Annotated in this window: 9 protein-coding genes and 1 pseudogene; 8 read left to right on the top strand and 2 right to left on the bottom strand. The window is 64.1% G+C overall.

The genetic code is table 11. The features are described 5' to 3' along the window. Nucleotides 1-5 precede the first annotated feature (5 nt). The 6 genes from AWC07_RS14280 (at nt 6) to mtf2 (ending at nt 6,994) form a co-directional block, all read left to right on the top strand. A complete protein-coding gene (locus tag AWC07_RS14280) occupies nt 6-995 on the top strand; it encodes an ATP-binding cassette domain-containing protein (protein ID WP_085105111.1) in 990 nt (329 codons plus the stop codon). Then, nucleotides 992-1,858, top strand: a complete 867-nt coding sequence (locus tag AWC07_RS14275) for an ABC-2 transporter permease (RefSeq protein WP_036419924.1) — start codon at nt 992-994, stop codon at nt 1,856-1,858. The genes AWC07_RS14280 and AWC07_RS14275 overlap by 4 nt, the downstream gene beginning before the upstream one ends. Further along, nucleotides 1,855-2,685 carry an ABC transporter permease gene (locus tag AWC07_RS14270; protein WP_036416239.1) on the top strand — a complete coding sequence of 277 codons (831 nt, stop codon included), beginning with the start codon at nt 1,855-1,857 and terminating at the stop codon, nt 2,683-2,685. Before AWC07_RS14275 ends, AWC07_RS14270 begins: the two co-directional genes overlap by 4 nt. Before the next feature lie 48 nt (nt 2,686-2,733). Continuing rightward, a complete protein-coding gene (locus tag AWC07_RS14265) occupies nt 2,734-3,993 on the top strand; it encodes a phthiocerol/phthiodiolone dimycocerosyl transferase (RefSeq protein WP_036416241.1) in 1,260 nt (419 codons plus the stop codon). Nucleotides 3,994-4,905: 912 nt separating this feature from the next. Then, nucleotides 4,906-5,628: a rhamnosyl O-methyltransferase gene (locus AWC07_RS14255; RefSeq protein ID WP_425271247.1), complete on the top strand. Its 723-nt coding sequence runs from the start codon at nt 4,906-4,908 to the stop codon at nt 5,626-5,628. Nucleotides 5,629-6,184: 556 nt separating this feature from the next. Then, on the top strand, nt 6,185-6,994 hold the full coding sequence (mtf2, locus tag AWC07_RS14245) for a fatty-acid O-methyltransferase Mtf2 (protein ID WP_051507868.1): 810 nt from the start codon (nt 6,185-6,187) through the stop codon (nt 6,992-6,994). Nucleotides 6,995-7,227: 233 nt separating this feature from the next. Here mtf2 and pks2 read toward each other — a convergent pair whose 3' ends face one another. Then, the gene (gene pks2, locus AWC07_RS14240) at nt 7,228-13,545 is read right to left on the bottom strand and encodes a sulfolipid-1 biosynthesis phthioceranic/hydroxyphthioceranic acid synthase (protein WP_036411010.1); all 6,318 of its coding nucleotides are present in this window, start codon (nt 13,543-13,545) and stop codon (nt 7,228-7,230) included. A 530-nt stretch (nt 13,546-14,075) separates the two neighbouring features. Here pks2 and fadD28 point away from each other — a divergent pair. Both fadD28 and AWC07_RS14230 read left to right on the top strand, forming a co-directional pair. Continuing rightward, on the top strand, nt 14,076-15,818 hold the full coding sequence (gene fadD28 / locus AWC07_RS14235; RefSeq protein WP_036411008.1) for a fatty-acid--AMP ligase FAAL28/FadD28: 1,743 nt from the start codon (nt 14,076-14,078) through the stop codon (nt 15,816-15,818). 82 nt (nt 15,819-15,900) lie between these two features. Beyond that, nucleotides 15,901-18,606: an MMPL family transporter gene (locus tag AWC07_RS14230; protein WP_139829699.1), complete on the top strand. Its 2,706-nt coding sequence runs from the start codon at nt 15,901-15,903 to the stop codon at nt 18,604-18,606. A 41-nt stretch (nt 18,607-18,647) separates the two neighbouring features. Here the strand turns inward: AWC07_RS14230 and AWC07_RS14225 are convergent. Continuing rightward, a pseudogene (locus AWC07_RS14225) lies at nt 18,648-18,785 on the bottom strand (LppX_LprAFG lipoprotein); the annotation flags it as partial. Between the last annotated feature and the right edge of the window lie 49 nt (nt 18,786-18,834).

The raw sequence follows: 18,834 nt of genomic DNA, 5'->3' as shown, positions 1-18,834 counted from the left end.
TCGGAATGCGCAACAACGACATGGCTGTAGTGGTCCGCGGGATTCGCAAGGCGTTCGGCTCGGTAGTGGCCCTCGATGACATCAGTTTCGAAGTGGGCCGCGGCGAAGTGATCGGGCTGCTCGGTCCCAACGGAGCCGGCAAGACCACCATGGTGGACATCTTGTCGACGCTGACCCGGCCCGATGGCGGCTCGGCGACGGTCGCCGGCCACGACGTCGTTTCCGATCCGGCCGGTGTGCGCCGCTCGATCATGGTCACCGGACAGCAGGTGGCCGTCGACGACGCGCTGACCGGTGAGCAGAACCTGGTGTTGTTCGGTCGCCTGTACGGGCTGAGCAAGTCTGCGGCACATCGCAGGTCGCAGGAACTGCTCGAGCAGTTCGGGCTCATGCACGCCGCGAAGCGGCGGGTGAGCACCTATTCGGGCGGGATGCGTCGGCGCATAGATATCGCGTGCGGATTGGTGGTCCAGCCGCAAGTGGCGTTCCTCGACGAGCCCACCACAGGGCTGGACCCAAGAAGCCGGCAAGCCATTTGGGATCTGGTGGCCACCTTCAAGAAGCTCGGCGTCGCCACCTTGTTGACGACGCAGTATCTCGAGGAGGCGGATGCGCTCAGCGACCGGATCATTTTGATCGACCACGGCACGATCATCGCCGAGGGCACCGCGAATGAGCTAAAGCACTGTGCCGGCGACACATTCTGCGAAATCGTGCCGCGAGATCTCAAGGACCTGGACGCTATCGTCGCGGCGCTCGGTTCACTGTTGCCCGAGCAGAGCAGGGCCATTCTGACACCCGAATCAGACCGGATTACCATGCCGGCGCCCGGCGGCACGCGCACCCTGATCGAGGCCGCGCGCCGACTCGACGAGGCGAACATCGAGCTGGCCGACATCGCGCTGCGCCGGCCATCGCTCGATGACGTATTCCTGTCCATGACAACAGATCCCAGCGAATCTCTGAGTCATCTAGCGTCTGCGGCCATGCGATGAGCGTCCCCGCGGCAGTTCCGGCCTCAGCACCGGCCTTCGAGGGGTTCAGCCCAACCGTGGGGAAGCTAAACCAGTCGACGCTTCGGCAATGGAGGGTGCTCATAAGCCGCTTGTTCTTGCGCACGAACATCGGCGAGTTATTCACCACCGCCGGCGCGCCCGTGGTTTTCATGGTGGGCTTCTACATACCCTTCGCCATACCGTGGAACCACTTCGTCGGGGGTGCAAGCTCCGGCGTCGCCAGTAACCTTGGGCAATACATCACGCCATTGGTCACACTGCAGGCCATCTCGTTCGCCGCCATCGGGTCGGGCTTCCGGGCGGCAACCGACTCTCTGCTGGGTGTCAATAGACGGTTTAGCTCGATGCCGATCGCCCCGGTGACGCCGGTGCTTGCCCGCGCGACGGTCTCGGTGTACCGGTGCTCCATCGGTTTGGCGGTATCGCTGGTCTGCGGCTATGTGATCGGCTTCCGGTTTCACCGCGGGGCCCTCTATATCGTCGGCTTTTGCCTCTTGGTGCTTGCGATCGGGGCGGTGCTGTCATTCGGCACTGACCTGCTTGGCACAGTTACCAAGAACCCCGACGCCATGCTGCCCCTGCTGACCTTGCCCATTTTGATCTTCGGACTACTGTCGGTCGGCCTCATGCCGTTGAGGCTGTTTCCTCGGTGGATCCACCCGTTTGTCCGCAACCAACCGATCTCGCAGTTCGTTGAGGCGATGCGGGCGCTCGCCGGGGATACCACCAAAAGAGTCTTACCGGTGACGTGGCCTGTCATGGCACCAACGTTGGCGTGGATCGTCGGTTTCACACTGTTCTTGGTGCCCATGTCCATCGTCGTTTTGTCCAGGCGGCGATGATGCCCGTGACAACTGAGGAAGTCGGGCTCGCGCCGGCGCGCTCGCAGGACCCGGAGAACTCTGTTCGCCTGCTCATTGAGCAAACTCTCTTGCAGACCAAACGGTTGCTCATTCGGTGGGCGCGTGACTATGTCACCGTCGTCGGAGCGATCGTGTTGCCGATTCTGTTCATGGTGGTGTTGAACATCGTGCTCGGCAACCTGGCTTACGCCGTGACCCACGACAGCGGGCTCTACAGCATTGTTCCGCTCATCTCGATCGGTGCCGCGATCACTGGCTCAACATTTGTCGCGATAGACCTGATGCGCGAGCGCTCCATGGGTTTGCTTTCCCGATTGTGGGTGGTGCCGGTGCACCGGGCATCGGGCCTGATCGCTCGAATCCTGGCAAACGCGATTCGGACTCTGTTCACCACTCTCGTGATGCTGGGCACGGGGGTTGTCTTGGGTTTCCGGTTTCGCCAGGGCATGATCGCGAGCCTCATGTGGGTGAGTGTCCCGGTAATACTTGGCATCGCAATCGCCGCTATCGTCACCACCGTCGCGCTCTACACTGCGCAGACCGTAGTGGTCGAAGGCGTTGAGCTGGTGCAAGCAATCGCGATTTTCTTCTCCACCGGTCTGGTACCGCTCAACTCATATCCAAGCTGGATTCAGCCGGTCGTCGCCCATCAGCCAGTGAGCTATGCCATCGCGGCGATGCGAGGATATGCGATGGGCGGTCCGGTCCTGTCTCCGATGATCGGGATGTTGTTGTGGACCATAGGTATTTGCGTCGCATGCGCGGTACCCATGGCTATCGGCTATCGACGTGCCAGCACGCACTGACCGAGTGTGCGCTCGCCCGGCATGCAATGACCAGTAGGGGGTCTCGAGGTGTTTTCCGGATCCGTGATTCGAAAGCTGTCACACAGTGAGGAAATCTTCGCGCAGTACGAAGTTTTCACTTCGATGACAATCCAGCTGCGCGGCGCTGTCGACGTCGACGCGCTGTCGGATGCTTTCGATGCCCTCCTCGAGGCCCACCCGGTCTTGGCGGGTCACCTCGAGCCAAGCGCTGATGGCGGTTGGAATCTGGTTGCCGACGACATGCTCCACTCCGGGATCTACGTAGTCGACGGCATCAACGGGGCGTCGTCGGGTAACTCGCAAATCCGGCTCGACCAGAGTGTGTCGTTGATGGATTCGCGGCTGACCCTCAGCGAGGGAGGGGCCGAGCTGACCCTATATGTCCATCACAGCATGGCCGATGGTCACCATGGGGCCGCTCTCGTCGATGAGCTGTTCTCCCGGTACACCGACGCGGTAACTACAGGTGATCCCGGTCCGATAATCCCGCAGTCCGCGCCGCTGCCCATGGAGATCCTGCTGGCGCAGCGGGGCGTCAAAAAGCAAGGGCTATCGGGAGCCGAGCGTTTCTTGCCGGTGATGTTCGCCTATGAGCTCCCTGACACCACCAAGGCGGCTGTTCTCGCCGATCCTGGATCGCCCCAAGCTGTTCCAGTCAGCAGACTCCTGCTCTCCAAGCTTGAGACATCGGACCTCGTTGCGTTCGGCCGTGAGCATCGACTCAGCATCAACGCTGTGGTCGCGGCGGCTATCCTGCTGACCGAGTGGCGGCTGCGCAATACCCCGCATGTCCCGATTCCCTACGTCTACCCCGTCGACTTACGATTTCTACTTGCGCCGCCGGTGGCCCCGACCGAAAGCACGAACCTGCTCGGGGCGGCCTCCTACCTTGCAGAGATCGGCCCGGATACCGACATCGTAGATCTCGCAAGCGATATCGTTGCCACCCTGCGCGCCGATTTGGCCAATGGTGTGATCCAGCAATCGGGGCTCCACTTCGGCACGGCATTCGAAGGAACTCCTGCCGGGCTGCCGCCACTTGTCTTCTGCACTGACGCCACCGCGTTCCCAACTATGCGTACACCGCCGGGTCTCGAGCTGAAAGACATTCGGGGCCAGTTCTATTGCTCCATCAGCGTGCCTCTCGATCTGTATTCGTGTGGCGTCTACGACGGGCAACTGATCGTCGAGCATCATGGGCACCTAGCCGAACCCGAAAAGTCGCTCGAGATGATACGTTCCATGTTGCGCACTGTTCCCTCCGAATATGGCTGGGTCATGGAATAGCCGGAAGTTAACCGCCGCAGATCGATTCGTCAACCACCCTGGGGGCTGGCGTCCTGTGGATGATGCGGGTAGAGCCAGCGTTGTAAGATAGCCGGTTTGCCGACCACGTCGGCTCGGCGCCTGATCTGCCTCATTGAGCCAGTCCAACGGATTGTGTCGACCAATTCCTTTCCGGTGGGGCACAGGAGATCAGCGGGCGCGGTGATGCCGGCGGCAATGGTGTCAGGCTGAATGAAGAGGAGACGATCGCCGCGGCTACCTTCGCTACTGATCCCTCGGGCACTTGACACTGCTGTGGCTCCAGCAGGCGGATTCGATTGGGGGACATGCCATGTCAGTGGACCGCTCCGGCCTACGTCGTCGGACTGGACGAGGTGTTCTTCGACCACTGCGGCTCTAACGGCGAGTGGATGCCTTGCGTCGCAACATTCTTGGATTCCGCATCCCTTTCCATCACCGACTGCGTTCACTACTGCACCGCCGCGGCGCGACGCCGGAAACGGCACTACCTTGTCTGGTGTGCCAAAAAGTTCGGCGTGTCATAACGGCGTCCAGCGTGCTGCATCACGCCGTCGCTTCCTGATGATCACAACGAAGCTCACTTTCATTTGCGGGACGGGCGTGTTCGCTAACGTGGAAAAAGGCCAACGCCAATCGTATTAGCCCGAATTTGCCGCCAATCGTCGTACCAGCGAATGCGGGCATCTGTTACGATCCTGCGGTGCAGTGGCCGCCTCAGAACATGTTGAGCCGGTGGGCCCGGGTCACGCTGACCTGGTAATGAGCCGGAGCGGGCCTGAGGATCGCCACGGCCATACTTGAGTCCGCGCCGACACCATCGGTTCCGTTCAGCGACCGGCCAAATGGCCAATACTTCAATAACCACGGATTGGCTAGTGAGGAGATGACAGGATGGACGTGGCAGGCGCATTCATGCGACTGATGGACGTTTTGCGGAAACTCACGAGCGCTGTAGCCCAACTGATTTACCGACCGACCGGCTCGGCGGCGGAAGAATACCATAAGTGGTACTACAGCAACTTGGTGTGGAATCAGACTACGTGGTTGGGCGTCCAATGCTGGAAGTCCGTGAGCGATATGTGGAATTACCAGGAGATCCTGTTCGACTTGAAGCCCTCGCTGGTCATCGAGTTCGGCAGCCGCTACGGCGGCTCGGCGCTGTTCTTCGCGGACGTCATGAGACACACCGGCCAACCGTTCAAAGTGGTTTCCGTGGACATCTCACACAAAGCCCTCGATCCAATGGCGCGGCGGGATCCCGACATTCTGTTCATTGAGTCCTCATCCACTGTCCCAGCCGTTGCCGAGCACGTCGAACGACTCAAAGGCGAGTACCGCGGAAATATCTTCGCCATCCTCGACAGCGACCACTCCATGGATCACGTACTGGCCGAGATGAAGCTGCTGCGGCCCCTACTCTCCTCCGGCGACTACCTGGTAGTCGAAGACTCCGATATCAATGGGCATCCCGTCCTCCCGGGGTTCGGACCCGGCCCATACGAGGCCATCGAGGCTTACGAACGTGAATTCCCAAACGATTACAAGCATGACGCGGCGAGAGAGAACAAGTTCGGCTGGACATCTGCTCCTAACGGATTCTTGATCCGCAACTAAGCCGTCAGCCACCAGAATTGGATGGCCGAGGCCGTATGCGCGGCACGAGTCGGGCACGCGAGCGACCGGCGCGGCGGGTGATCCGTTCGGTCGCGGACGCCAATTGCGCTGTGCCGAATAGAGCATCCGGGTGCATCGTACGGTCGAGAATAGCGCCGTGGGCATTGTCGACGGGTCTGGGCGCCCTAGCCGAATGCCGTCGACATGCTCGGTCATCGGCTAACCGACCGGCCGACCGGCCGGCTCGCTGGATAGAGCCGGAACGCAACCCGCGTCTCGCAGCGACGCCCTCACGGGCGCAACGAGTTTGTCGCCCACAAACGCGCGGCGCAGACAACCCGAAGCCCCGTGACGCGTGCGGCTGAGGTGATCAGCCGCCGCGGCGCCGAACAGCTGAAGGGCCGCGGTATCAACGGTATCAACGGTATCAACGGTATCAACGGTATCAACGGTATCAATATCGGACATGGCGGCGGAGGCGTGGCGGACCGCTCTGGCGGCGATCGGACTGACCATTTGGATCTAGACCAGCAATCTGTCATGTCATACTCCGCATATGGCATTCAAAGACCGCGTGTACGACGTGGTTCTCCCGGTCGGCTGGAAGCTGAATCAGAAGGCCCAGAAGTATATTTACCCCTCTTTCACCAAACGCGTCGCCACCGATGATCTGGTGTTCCTCAACATGGGCTATGAAGAGGATCCACCGATGACGATACCGCTGGAGCCCTCTGACGAGCCCGACCGGTACTCCATCCAGCTTTACCACCGTGTTGCGACCCAGGTGGATCTCACTGGCAAACGAGTGCTGGAGGTCGGTGCCGGACACGGCGGCGGAGCCTCATACCTCACGCGTACCCTGCACCCGGCGTCGTACACCGGATTGGACCTGAACCCGGCCGGCATTGCGTTTTGCCAGAAGAAACACGACGTTCCCGGCCTCGATTTCGTGCAGGGCGATGCCCAGAACCTGCCCTTCGCCGACGAATCGTTCGACGCCGTGATCAACATCGAATCCTCGCTCTACTACCCCGATTTCCCCCGTTTCCTCGACGAAGTGGCGCGGGTCCTGCGCCCGGGAGGACATTTCCTGTACACCGATTTCCGGCTCCCGTTTGGCATTGCCGCCTGGGAGGCGGCGCTGGCCAACCCGCCGATGCGAATTGTTTCGCAGACCGAGATCAATGATGAGATCCTGCGCGGATACGAGAAATTGTCGCCGTCGTTGAAGGCGCTCTACGATCGCAATACGCCGCGGCTCCTAAGGGGTGTATACGCAAAGCTTTTCGCGGTCGATGGCAAGACCACACATCCCCTGAAAAGCTGGGGATTCTCTTACCGCGTCTATTGCTTAGCCAAAGCCTGAGGCGGCGTCGAAGTCATTGACGCTGGACCAGCGGCTGACCCAGGCTCGTCTTCGAAGCCGCTGATGCTCCGTCGCCGCAACAGCGGCTTTTCTCGGCGGTGACGTCGCGCGCCTGCGATCAGCGCCATGGAGGCATCCGCCGGTAATGTTGTCCGCCAACGCTTTTGGCAGTTCCGGTAAGAGGCGCCGGGGACGACTACCGAGTCGCCCCCGGGCCGACTAAGCTCCGGCCGCTATGCCGCCGGTGTCGCCGCTTCTTCCTGGGCCAGCGTGTCCGCCAGGTGCTGGGCCAAGGCGCGCGCGGTGTTGTGTGTCGCGATGACCTTGGGAGACAGGCGTATCCCGGCCTCGGCTTCAATATGGGTACGCATCTCGAGCATGCCCAGCGAGTCCAGCCCGTACTCGAGGAATGGACGGTCGGCGTCGACTGTGCGACGCAGGATCACGCTAGCCTGCTCGACTATCAGACGCCGCAGCCGGGCGGGCCATTCATCTTGCGGCACCGACATCAGCTCGGTTCGGAATTTGCTTGGGCCCCTTGAGCCTTGGCCAGCGGATTGGAACATTTCACCCCATGGGCTGCGCCGGACGAGGTCGGGTAGCCATGGTGCCCCGATGATGGGGATGTATCCGGTGTATGCGCGGTCATAGCGCAGCAAGGTTTCGAAGGCGTACGCACCTTCGTCCGGGGTGATCATGACTTCGCCACCCTCGGCCAGGAACGTGGCGCGGCCGACCTCTGCCCACGCACCCCACGCGATCGCGCAGACCGGCAGTCCTTGCGCACGGCGCCAGTGAGCGAAGGCGTCGACCCAGCTGTTGGCCGCGGCGTAGGCACCCTGCCCGGGCGAGCCCAACAGGGCCGCGCCCGAGGAGAACAAACAGAACCAGTCCAGCGGCTGCCCGCTCATGGCGCGGTGCAGGTTCCAAGATCCGAAAACCTTGGGGGACCAGTCGCGGTCGATCAGCTCATCGGTGATGTTGGTCAGCGTGGCGTCCTCGACCACCGCGGCCGAATGCAGCACGCCGCGTACCGGAAGCCCGGTGGCGGTTGCCACACTCACCAGGCGGTCACCGGTCTCAGGTTCGGCGATATTGCCGCACTCCACCACGATGTCGGCACCGGCCGCGCGGAGACTCTCGATGGCCTGCCGCGCCTTGGGGTTTGGCTGGGAGCGAGCGGTCAGCACGATCCGGCCGCAGCCCGCCGCAGCCATTTTTGAGGCGAAGAAAAGGCCGAGGCCCCCTAAGCCACCGGTGATGATGTAGGCCCCGTCGCGCCGGAAGACCGGCACCCGCTCCGGGGGCACCACAGCACTGCTGCGCCCGCTGCGCGGCATGTCGAGCAGCAGCTTGCCGGTGTGCTCGGCATTGCTCATTGCCCGGATGGCGTTGGCCGCGTCGGCCAACGGGTAGTGCGTGCACTCCGGTGCGCTCAGCACACCATCTGCGGTGAGTTTGAACACCGTGGTGAGCAACTCGCGCACCCGGTCGGGCTGCAGGACGGACATCAGCGCCAGGTCCAGATAGTAGAACGTCAAGCCGCGACGGAACGGGTACAGACCCAGCCGGGTGTTGCCGTACACGTCGGCTTTGCCGATTTCGACGAACCGCCCACCGAACGCCAGCAGCTCCAGCCCCGCGCGCTGGGCCGCGCCGGTCAGGGAGTTCAGCACGATATCCACCCCGTACCCGCCGGTGTCGCGCCGGATTTGATCGGCGAACTCGACGCTGCGGGAGTCGTAGACGTGCTCGATGCCCATGTCGTGCAGCATGGCGCGCTTGCGCGGATTGCCGGCGGTCGCGAAGATCTCCGCGCCGGCAGCACGCGCAATCGAAATGGCCGCCTGCCCCACGCCACCGGTTGCGGAGTGGATCAGCACCTTGTCACCGGCCTTGATCCCGGCCAGGTCGTGCAGCCCGTACCAGGCGGTGGCGTTGGCGGTGGCTGCCGCGATCGCCTGCTCGTCGCCCAGGCCGGGCGGAAGCGTGACGGCCAGGTTGGCGTTGCAGGTGAGGAAGTTACGCCAGCAGCCGCCTTCGGAAAAGCCGCCGACCCGGTCACCGACCTGGTGGTCGACCACCCCTTCCCCGACTGCCGTCACCACACCCACGAAATCCATGCCCAACTGCGGCTCGCGGTCGTCGATGATGGGGAACTTGCCGAACGCGATAAGAACGTCGGCGAAGTTGATGCTCGAGTGGGTGACAGCCACCTCGATCTGCCCGGGCCCGGGCGGGATGCGGTCACACGCGGCGAGTTCCAGTGTTTGCAGGTCGCCGGGCGTACGGACGTGCAGCCGCACACCGTCGCGTTCATGGTCGACGATGGTGGTTTGCCGCTCGTCATGGCTCAGCGGGCTGGGGTACAGGCGCGCCACATACCAGTCACCATCGCGCCAGGCGGTCTCGTCCTCATCGGAGCCTCCCAGCAGTTGCTGGGCCACCTTTTCGACGTCGGTGTTCTCGTCCACGTCGATCTGGGTGGTCCGCAACAGCGGATGCTCACTGCTGATCACCCGCAGCAAGCCACGCAGCCCGGCCTGTTCCAGGTTCGCCTCGTCGTCCGACCGAACTATCTGGGCTTGCCTGGTCACGACGAACAGGCGAGGAAGCTCACCCTCCAATTCGGCGAGTTCCCGGGTGATCCGAACGAGATGACGCACCCGCTCGCGGCCCTCCAGCAGGCTGTCGTTGTCCGGCTCGCCGCCGCGTGGCCCACAGAGGACCACCACACCGTCGACGGAACGCGCCCGCAGTTGACCGCCGAGCTTTTCGATGCTGGCCGTCAGATCGGCCTCCCTCGGCCAGTGCAGGGTGGCGCATTCGGTGCCTTGGGGGCCATGGGATTTCAGCGCGTCCGTCAATGCGGACGCCAACATGTCCGCGTCGTCGGAGGTGTCGATCAGCAGCCATGATCCCGCCTCGGCCGCGGTGGCCTCGGGCAGGGTCCGCTGCTGCCACGCCAGGGTCAGCAGCCGCTCGCTGAGCACGCGGTTGCGCTCGGCGCTTTCGGACGTGCCGGTTCCCATGTGCAGGCCACGCACGGCCAGCAGGACGGTCCCGTGCTCGTCCAACACGTCGAGGTCAGCCTCGCCCCCAGTGACCCCGGCCTTGGTCAGCCGGGTGTAGCAATAGCGGGCATTGCGGGTTGGTCCATAGATACGCACGCTGCGCACACCCAACGGCAACAGCAGACCACCGCTGCCGGCGGCTTCGACGCCAGCACCGACTGACTGGAAACAGGCATCCAGCAGCGCGGGGTGGACGCGGTAGGCGCCCTGCTGGAAGCGGATCGAGGCGGGCAACCCGACCTCCGCCAACACGGTGCCGGCTCCCGCCTCCGCAGTGTGCGCGGTGGCCAGACCACTGAACGCGGAACCCAACTGAACGCCACGCTTGGCGAACGATTCCCGCATCTCGGCCCCGTTCACACTGGACGGATGCGCCGCCAGCAGGGCGGCCATGTCGTACGCCGGCGTCGGAGATTCGTCCTCGACCGCATGCAGCGTCGCGGTGGCGTGCCGCGTACTCTCACCGTCCTGATTGGATGCCACCGCGAAGTTGACGACACCTGGCGCATCCACCGACGCGATTGCGTCGACCGGGGTCTGCTCGTCGAGCAAAAGCATTTGCTCGAAGGCGATGTCGCGGACCTCCGACGCTTCGCCGAAAACCTCTCCCGCCGCGGCCAACGCCATCTCACAGTAGGCGGCGCCGGGCAGGGCGGCGACGTTATGCACCTGGTGGTCGCTAAGCCAGGACAACGTCGCAGTACCGATGTCAGCCTGCCAGACATGGCGCTCCGGCTGCTCGGTCAGCCGCACATGGGAGCCCAGCAGCGGATGCACGGTAATGGTGCAGGCGCCTTGTGCCCGCTGTTCCTGCCCTTCGCCTTCGATGAACAAGTGCGGGTGGGTCCACGCCGGCAACGGCGTATCGACCAGCCGGCCCGTGGGATACAACACCGAAAAGTCCACGGCGGCACCAGCGCTGTGCAGATCAGTCAGCAACCCGCGCAGCCCCAGGGGCAGCGGCTGCTCGCGCCGCATGCCCGCCAGGGCCGCCGCCGACATGTCGAGACTATGGGCGGTCTGGTCGACGGCGCGGGTCAGCAACGGGTGAGGTGACAGTTCGGCGAAGACCCGGTAGCCGTCCTCCAGCGCAGCCTGCACCGCGGCGGCGAATTGAACCGTGTTCCGCAGATTGTCCACCCAGTACCGGCCATCGCACACCGGTTGCTCGCGCGGGTCGAACAGCGTCGCCGAGTAGTACGGAACCTTGGGTGCCATCGGTTTGAGATCGGCCAATGCTGCGGCCAAGTCGTCAAGGATCGGGTCGACTTGAGGTGAATGCGATGCGACATCGACGGCCACCTCCCGCGCCATCACGTCACGCTGCTCCCACCGTGCGACGAGATCGCGCACCGTTTCGGTGGCGCCACCGATCACCGTCGACTGCGGCGAGGCCACCACCGATACCGCGACATCATCGATTCCGCGCGCCATCAGCTCCGAATTCACTTGCTTGGCAGGCAATTCCACCGACGCCATCGCGCCGGCCCCGGAAATGCGGCACATCAACTTCGAGCGGCGGCAGATAACGCGCGCCCCATCTTCCAGCGACAGCGCTCCAGCGACCACGGCCGCAGCCGCTTCGCCCAGCGAGTGTCCGACCACCGCGCCCGGGCGGACCCCGTAGGACTGCTCCATCGTGGCGGCCAACGCGGTCTGCATCGCAAAGATGGTCGGCTGCACCTTATCGATCCCGGTCACCGTCTCCGGCGCCGTCATGGCCTCGGTGACCGAAAAACCCGATTCTTCGGCGATGACCGGCTCGAGCGCCGCGATGGTGGCTGCAAAAACCGGTTCGCTGGACAGCAGGTCGACGCCCATCGCCGCCCACTGCGACCCCTGCCCGGAAAATACCCACACCGGTCCGCGATCGCCGTGCCCCACCGCGGCCTCATACGGGAGCTCGCCATCGGCCACCTCCCGCAAACCCTGGACCAGCTCGGGCAGACCGCTGGCCACCACCGCGGTGCGCACCGGCCGGTGCGCGCGCCGCCGCGCCAGCGTGTAAGCCACATCCGACGGCACTACGGAGTCCTGGTGTGCTTCCACCCATTCGGCAAGCCGGCGTGCGGTTTGTCGCAGCCCGTCGGTGGAGCTGGATGAGATGGGGAACAGTAGCGGGCCCCCCGCCTCGGCCGCCGGCGCGGAAGCTTCTGCGGGGACTGGTGCCTGTGCTGGTGCTTGCGCTGGTGCTTGTTCCAGGATGGCGTGCACGTTGGTTCCCGACATCCCGAACGAGGACACCGCGACCCGTTTCGGCGCGTGGCCGTCGCCATTGGGCCATGGCGTAACCGCCTGCGGCACAAAGAGTCCCGTCTCGATCCCGGCAAGCTCATCGGGAAGCCGGTTGAAGTGCAGCAGCGGCGGCAGCACCCCGTGCTGCATGGACAGAATGGCCTTGATCAGCCCGATCGCCCCCGCCGCGGCCGTGCTGTGGCCCATGTTGCTCTTGGCCGATCCGAGCGCACAACGGGTGCCGGCGCCGTACACCCGCGCCAGGCCCCGGTACTCGATCGGGTCACCGATTGGTGTGCCGGTGCCGTGCGCCTCCACCGCGCCGACCGTTTCGGCCTCCACGCCCGCCGCCGCCAACGCCGCGCGGTACACGGCCACCTGGGCGTCCTCCGACGGCATGGTGAGCGTCTCCGTGCGACCGTCCTGATTGGTGGCGGTGCCGCGCACCACGGCGAGAATCCGGTTGCCGTCGCGCAACGCATCCGGCAGTCGCTTGAGCAACACCATCGCGCACCCCTCGGAACGCACAAACCCGTCCGCGTCGGCGTCGAATGAATGGCAACGGCCGGTCGGCGAGAGCATGCCCTGACCGGATGCCGCCACGCTGGCATGCGGCTCCAGGAGCACCGCGCAGCCGCCCGCCAACGCGAGGTCGCTTTCGCCGTCGTGCAAGCTCCGACAGGCCAAATGCACCGCCATCAAACCCGACGAACACGCAGTGTCAAAAGTCAACGCCGGACCATGCAAGCCCAGCGCGTAGGCAATCCGCCCAGATGCCACGCTGTTGTTCAGCCCGGTAACCACGTAGGGGCTCGCCAAGCCGCTGGCCCCATGGGTGACTACCAGGTAGTCCTCGTGGGTCAGCCCGGTGAACACCGCTGTCGAGGACCCGGCCAACGACGCCGGGTCCATGCCGGCATGCTCGATCGCCTCCCACGAGGTTTCCAGCAATAGCCGGTGCTGCGGATCGATCGAGATCGCCTCCCGCTCGCTGATTCCGAAGAACTCGGCATCGAACCCGGCGACGTCGTCGAGGAACGCACCCCACCGCGACACCGTCCGCCCAGGCACTCCGGGCTCAGGGTCGTAATAGTCGTCGGCGTCCCAGCGGTCCGGCGGAATCTCGGTGACCAAGTCGTCGCCGCGCAGTAACGACTCCCATAGTTCCTCGGGCGAGTCGATTCCCCCCGGAAGCCGACATCCCATGCCGATGACCGCAATGGGAGTGACACGTGTTTCCATTCGCTCTCTAACCTCGTCTCAGCTCAGCTCAACGGGAGTTACCCGACGACATCCCCGAATTTTTCAAAACAGGCAGCGAGCTGGCCGCAGCGCCGCTCTGCCAGTCCCCAGCCCGGATTTCGACACCAAGGCAGGTCTCGGAGAGACAAGCTTAGACGGCTGTACAAGATTCTGAGGACCAATGTCGCGAATTCTCTGGGTTTCGGTGTCGGTTCGGCGGCTGAGCAGCGCAAACGGAATCGCTGACTGCCGCCAACGCGTGTGCCGAGGGTGGTCCCGGTCCAGCCGGGTTTCGTCTCGGCGCGACGTGGCGTCCACAGCGATGCGGTCCCCGGCGGCCACAGCGCAGAGCCCGGCAGGTCCGCATGGCGCGACTAGCCCGGACTAGCGATGTCGGCATCGCCTGGCTGCACCTGCTTCACCGGCGCATGCCGCTGAATTGGCGGTTGTGACCTTGCAGCCCGCTGGGTCATACCCTGCATATGCCGTCTCACAGCCGTCATGACGGCTGGACGGTAACGTGATAGCTCATGAGTGTGCGTTCCCTGCCTGCTGCGCTCCGCGCGTGCGCCCGGCTACAGCCCAATGACCCAGCGTTTACCTATATCGATTACGAAAAGGACTGGGCAGGTGTCCCGGAAAGCCTGACGTGGTCACAGTTGTACCGGCGAACGTTGAACGTTGCACGGGAGCTGAGTCATTGCGTTCCGGCCGGTGAGCGCGCGATGATATTGGCCCCCCAGGGACTCGATTACATCACCGCTTTTCTCGGCGCATTACAGGCCGGAGTTATCGCGATTCCGCTTGCGGTCCCACAGGGCGGCGCCACCAATGAACGCGTTGATGCGGTACTACAGGACGCGTCGCCGGGTGCCATTCTCACGACATCTTCTGTTATCGACGATGTCAGCCAGCACGTTACGGCGCAGCCTGGTAAGTCCGCGCCCTCAATCATCGAAGTTGATTTACTGGACCTGGATTCTGCGAGTGGATCCAGTGCCGGCGACGATAACCACCCATCGATTGCGTATCTGCAATATACCTCCGGGTCGACCCGTACCCCGGCGGGCGTCGTAATGACACATCAGAACCTTCGGACCAATTTCGAACAGCTGATGGCCGGCTACTTTGCCGACACCGACGGGATCCCCCCGCCAGGTTCGACCCTTGTTTCGTGGCTGCCGTTTTATCACGACATGGGTTTGGTTCTGGGAGTTTGTGCAGCTATTTTGGGGGGGTATTCGTCACTGTTGACCAGCCCAGTCGCGTTCCTGGCACGTCCGGCACGGTGGTTGCACATGCTGGCCAGCACTCCTCACACATTCTCAGCAGCGCCGAATTTCGCCTTCGAACTGGCGACAAAGAGGGTATCTGACGACGAAATGGCCGGGCGTGACCTCGGCGAGGTACTCACCATCCTCAGCGGCAGCGAGCGGGTGCACCCAGCGACGATCAAGCGCTTCGCCGACCGATTTGCGCGCTTCAATCTGCAAGAGAAGGTGATCCGTCCCTCATACGGCCTGGCAGAAGCAACTGTCTTCGTGGCCACCAGCAGGCCTAACCATCCGCCAAAATTTGTCGATTTCGAAAGTGGAAAATTGACCGACGGCGAAGCAAAGCCCTGCGACAACGGAGACGGCACATCGCTAGTCAGCTATGTTTTGCCGCAATCACCGATCGTGCGGATTGTCGATCCGGAGACCCGTACCGAGTGCCGGGACGGAACGGTCGGTGAGATTTGGGTGCACGGCGACAACGTCGCTACCGGCTATTGGCAAAAACCTGAAGAGAATGCACGCACTTTCGGCGCAAAGATTGTGAACCCCCTGGCGGGAACACCCGAAGGTCCTTGGCTGAGAACCGGAGACTCGGGTTTTGTCAGGGAAGGCGAATTGTTCATCATCGGCCGGATCAAAGACCTGCTGATCGTTTACGGGCGCAACCACTCTCCCGACGACATCGAGGCGACGATCCAAGAGATCACCCGGGGCCGCTGCGCGGCGATATCGGTTCCCAGTGATCGCAGCACCGAGAAGCTGGTCGCCATTATCGAACTCAAAAAGCGCGGCGACTCGGATCCGGATGCGATGGCGCGGCTGGGCGCCATTAAGCGTGAAGTCACCTCGGCTTTATCGGCTTCACATGGTCTTAGCGTCGCGGACCTGGTGTTGGTTGCGCCGGGCTCGATCCCGATTACCACCAGCGGCAAGGTCAGACGAGCAGCATGCGTCGAGCAATACCGCCGCGATCAATTCGCTCGCTTAGACGTCTAACAAGGCCGGCCGTCATCCCCAGAATTGGTACATCCGTGTGAAAACGTCGTGCCCGGACACCGACGTCAGTACGATCGCGAGCGTGCCAGGCGACGAGAGCCGTCGGCGATCTCGGCTCGCCCCCCTACTGGTCGTCGCCGCCTGGATTGCGGCAGCGGTGATCGCGAATGTGATTCTTGCGCTGACGCACGCGAAACCCGGCGATACCGCCTCGGCGCTGCTGCCCCCGGACGCCAAGACGGCGGCAGCCACCAACCGGATCGCGCAGTCGTTCCCGGGCAGTGGCACCAACGCCATCGCCTACCTGGTGGTGGACGGCCGCGACCAGCTCGGGCCGGCCGACCAGCATTACTATGACGCCGCGGTGAGCGCACTGCGCGCCGACACCGCCCACGTCGGATCGGTCCTCGACTGGTGGTCCGATCCCCTTACCGCGCCGCTGGGAACCAGCCCTGACGGCCGGTCCGGTGTCGCGATGGTATGGCTGGTGGGCCAAGTCGGTAGCGACAAAGCGCGCGAATCGCTCGATGCGGCCCGATCGGTGGTGCGCAAGCTACCGCCGAGTCCGGGGCTTCGCGCCCGCATTGTGGGCCCGGATGCCATCGACCACATCCCGCTGCGCATGCAGGTGTGGCAGGGTGCGGCGATCGCGGCCGCCGCGGCGGTGCTCGCCGTGCTGCTCCTGCTGCGCTCGCGACAGTCCCCGCGTTCGGTCGCGATGGTGCTGCTGGCCACCGGAATCTCGTTGACGGTGGCGTGGCCGCTTCAGGCCATGGTGCCGCGAAGCAGCACGGCGTTAACGGTGTTTTCCGGGGCACTGGCCGTCGTCTTGACGATCGCCACAATGACCGCAGCCACCCTGCTTGCTGCCCGGCTCAGGCCCGACGGCAGTGTTGCGGTGACGGACCGGCGCGCTTACCGCGAACTGCTGCCCGGGTTGGCCCTGCCCGGAGCGTGCGTCGCACTGGTCACCGGCCCGCTGTTGCTTGCGCAAACGCCAGCGCTGCACAGCGTCGGCACCGCCGCACCGGATGTTGCGGTGGCACTTGCGGTTTCGTTGACACTCCTGCCAACCTTGCTCGGGTTTGCCGGGCCTCGGGGGCTGGCATCGCCGCGAACCGGCGATGTCGGCTGGCCAGGCCGGTTGCCCAAACCCGGCTTCTCCAATCCCATTGCCGTGGCTTCCGTGGTGCTGGCGATCTGCGCGCTACCCATCATCGGAATGCGGTGCGGTATCGGTGAAAGCCGAGCGAACCCGCCCGGGACCAGCGCCGCGCGGCTGCTGCCCGGAAATCCCCTGCCCGACGTGGTGATGGTCAACTCTGCTGCGGACCTTCGCCAGCCGGCCGGACTCATCGCCATCGATCAGCTCAGCCACCGGCTGATGGAGATTCCCGGGGTGCGCAAGGTGGAGTCGGCGGCATGGCCGGCCGGTGTTCCGTGGGCCGACGCCTCGCTCACCTCCGCCGCGGGCAAGCTCTCCGATCAGCTGAACCGAGGGGCCGGGTCGTTCATGCCACAGCTGAACGCCATCAAGTCCCTGGGGGCCACGATCGATCAGGTCGGCGCCGCAATCGACCAGCTGGACAGCAGCGTGAGAATCGGTCTCGCCGGGGCGAACCAGATACAGCAGAACATCAACCGGGTCATCTCCGTGACGCAGAACCTCCGGGGCAGAGCTGCGGAGGTTTCGCAATACCTGAACCCGTTGCGTGACATGATCACCGGCGGTACGTATTGTCCCGACGAGCAACTGTGCTCGGCCGCGCGCCAGCTCGTGGGACCCCTTGACCTGGTGGTCACCGATGTGGCCGCGCTGACCAACGGCGCCGACCGCATGGCCGCGGTATCGAGCCAAACGATGGGCGCCTTCGCCTCGACACCGCACGTGGTGGCGGAAATGCGGTCTACGCTGGGCCAGCTGCGCTCCTTCGTGCCAAAGCTCGAATCGAGTATCCAAGAAATCCTGCCGCAACTCGTGCAGGTGTCGGCGTTCCTGAAAAACATCAGCGTCGATTTCGCCGACACCGGCGAGGGCGGCTTCCACCTCACCCGCAAGGAACTGGCGGATCCGTCGTATCAGCGTGTGCGGCAATCGATGTTCTCACCAGACGGCACGTCGACCCGGTTGTTCGTCTATTCCGACGGTAACGGTCTGGATCTCGGTGCGGCGGCCCGTGTGCAGTCGCTCCGACTAGCCGCGGGCGCGGCGATGAAGTACGGAAGCCTTGTCGACAGCCAGATCACCGTGGCCGGGGCCGCGCAAGTAGCCGCAGCCGTCCGCGGTGCCCTCACCCATGATGCCGTGCTGCTGGCCGTGACGATGCTCGCGGTGGCGGCCCTGATCGGCCTGTGGCGCGGCGCGGTCAGCGGACTGGCGGCCGGCCTGGGGGTGACGGCGTCCTACCTTGCCGCGCTGGGGATTTCGGTGGTGCTGTGGCAATACCTACTGGATCGCGAGCTGCAGGCCGCGGTTCCGCTGGTGTCGTTCGCCATCCTCGCTGCGTTCGGCGTCCCGCGTCTCGTCGCCATTCTTCTCGCCACCGAGTCTGCGGAGACGGAGACGCTCTCGGGCGCCGTCGCCCCACTGACCGGCCTTTGTGCCGTTTTCGCCGGCGGCCTGCTGTTGGTGTCGGCAGCTTCCCCCGGCGCTCTCAGCCAACTCGGTACCGTTGTGCTGATCGGGCTGGGCGTGCTGACCGCGGCGGCACGCGTGTTCATCCCGGCCGCGATCCGCAACAACCCGGCCCAGCAGCCACCGGTCATCGAGCCCGCAATGGACAGCTGAACGTGTTGGCCCCCAGCGAAGCTGGTCGTTGCTAGTCGTTGCTAGTCGAGGTTGAGTGGTTCGTTCCATTTCGACAGGGTGAGCTCGACCGTCCCGGACCCGATGTCGATGTTTGCCCGAACGAGGCGGTGCGAACCGTCCGACGCGATCCACACGGTCGCCGGCCTCGGCTGCTTGGCACCTGACTTTCATCACTGTGCGCGTTGCCCTCCGCTGTATCGCCCTGAC

This window comes from Mycobacterium gastri, from assembly GCF_002102175.1.
GTDB lineage: Bacteria > Actinomycetota > Actinomycetes > Mycobacteriales > Mycobacteriaceae > Mycobacterium > Mycobacterium gastri.
Note: the sequence above shows the minus strand (reverse complement) of the source record. Positions and strands in the feature narration are given on the sequence as shown.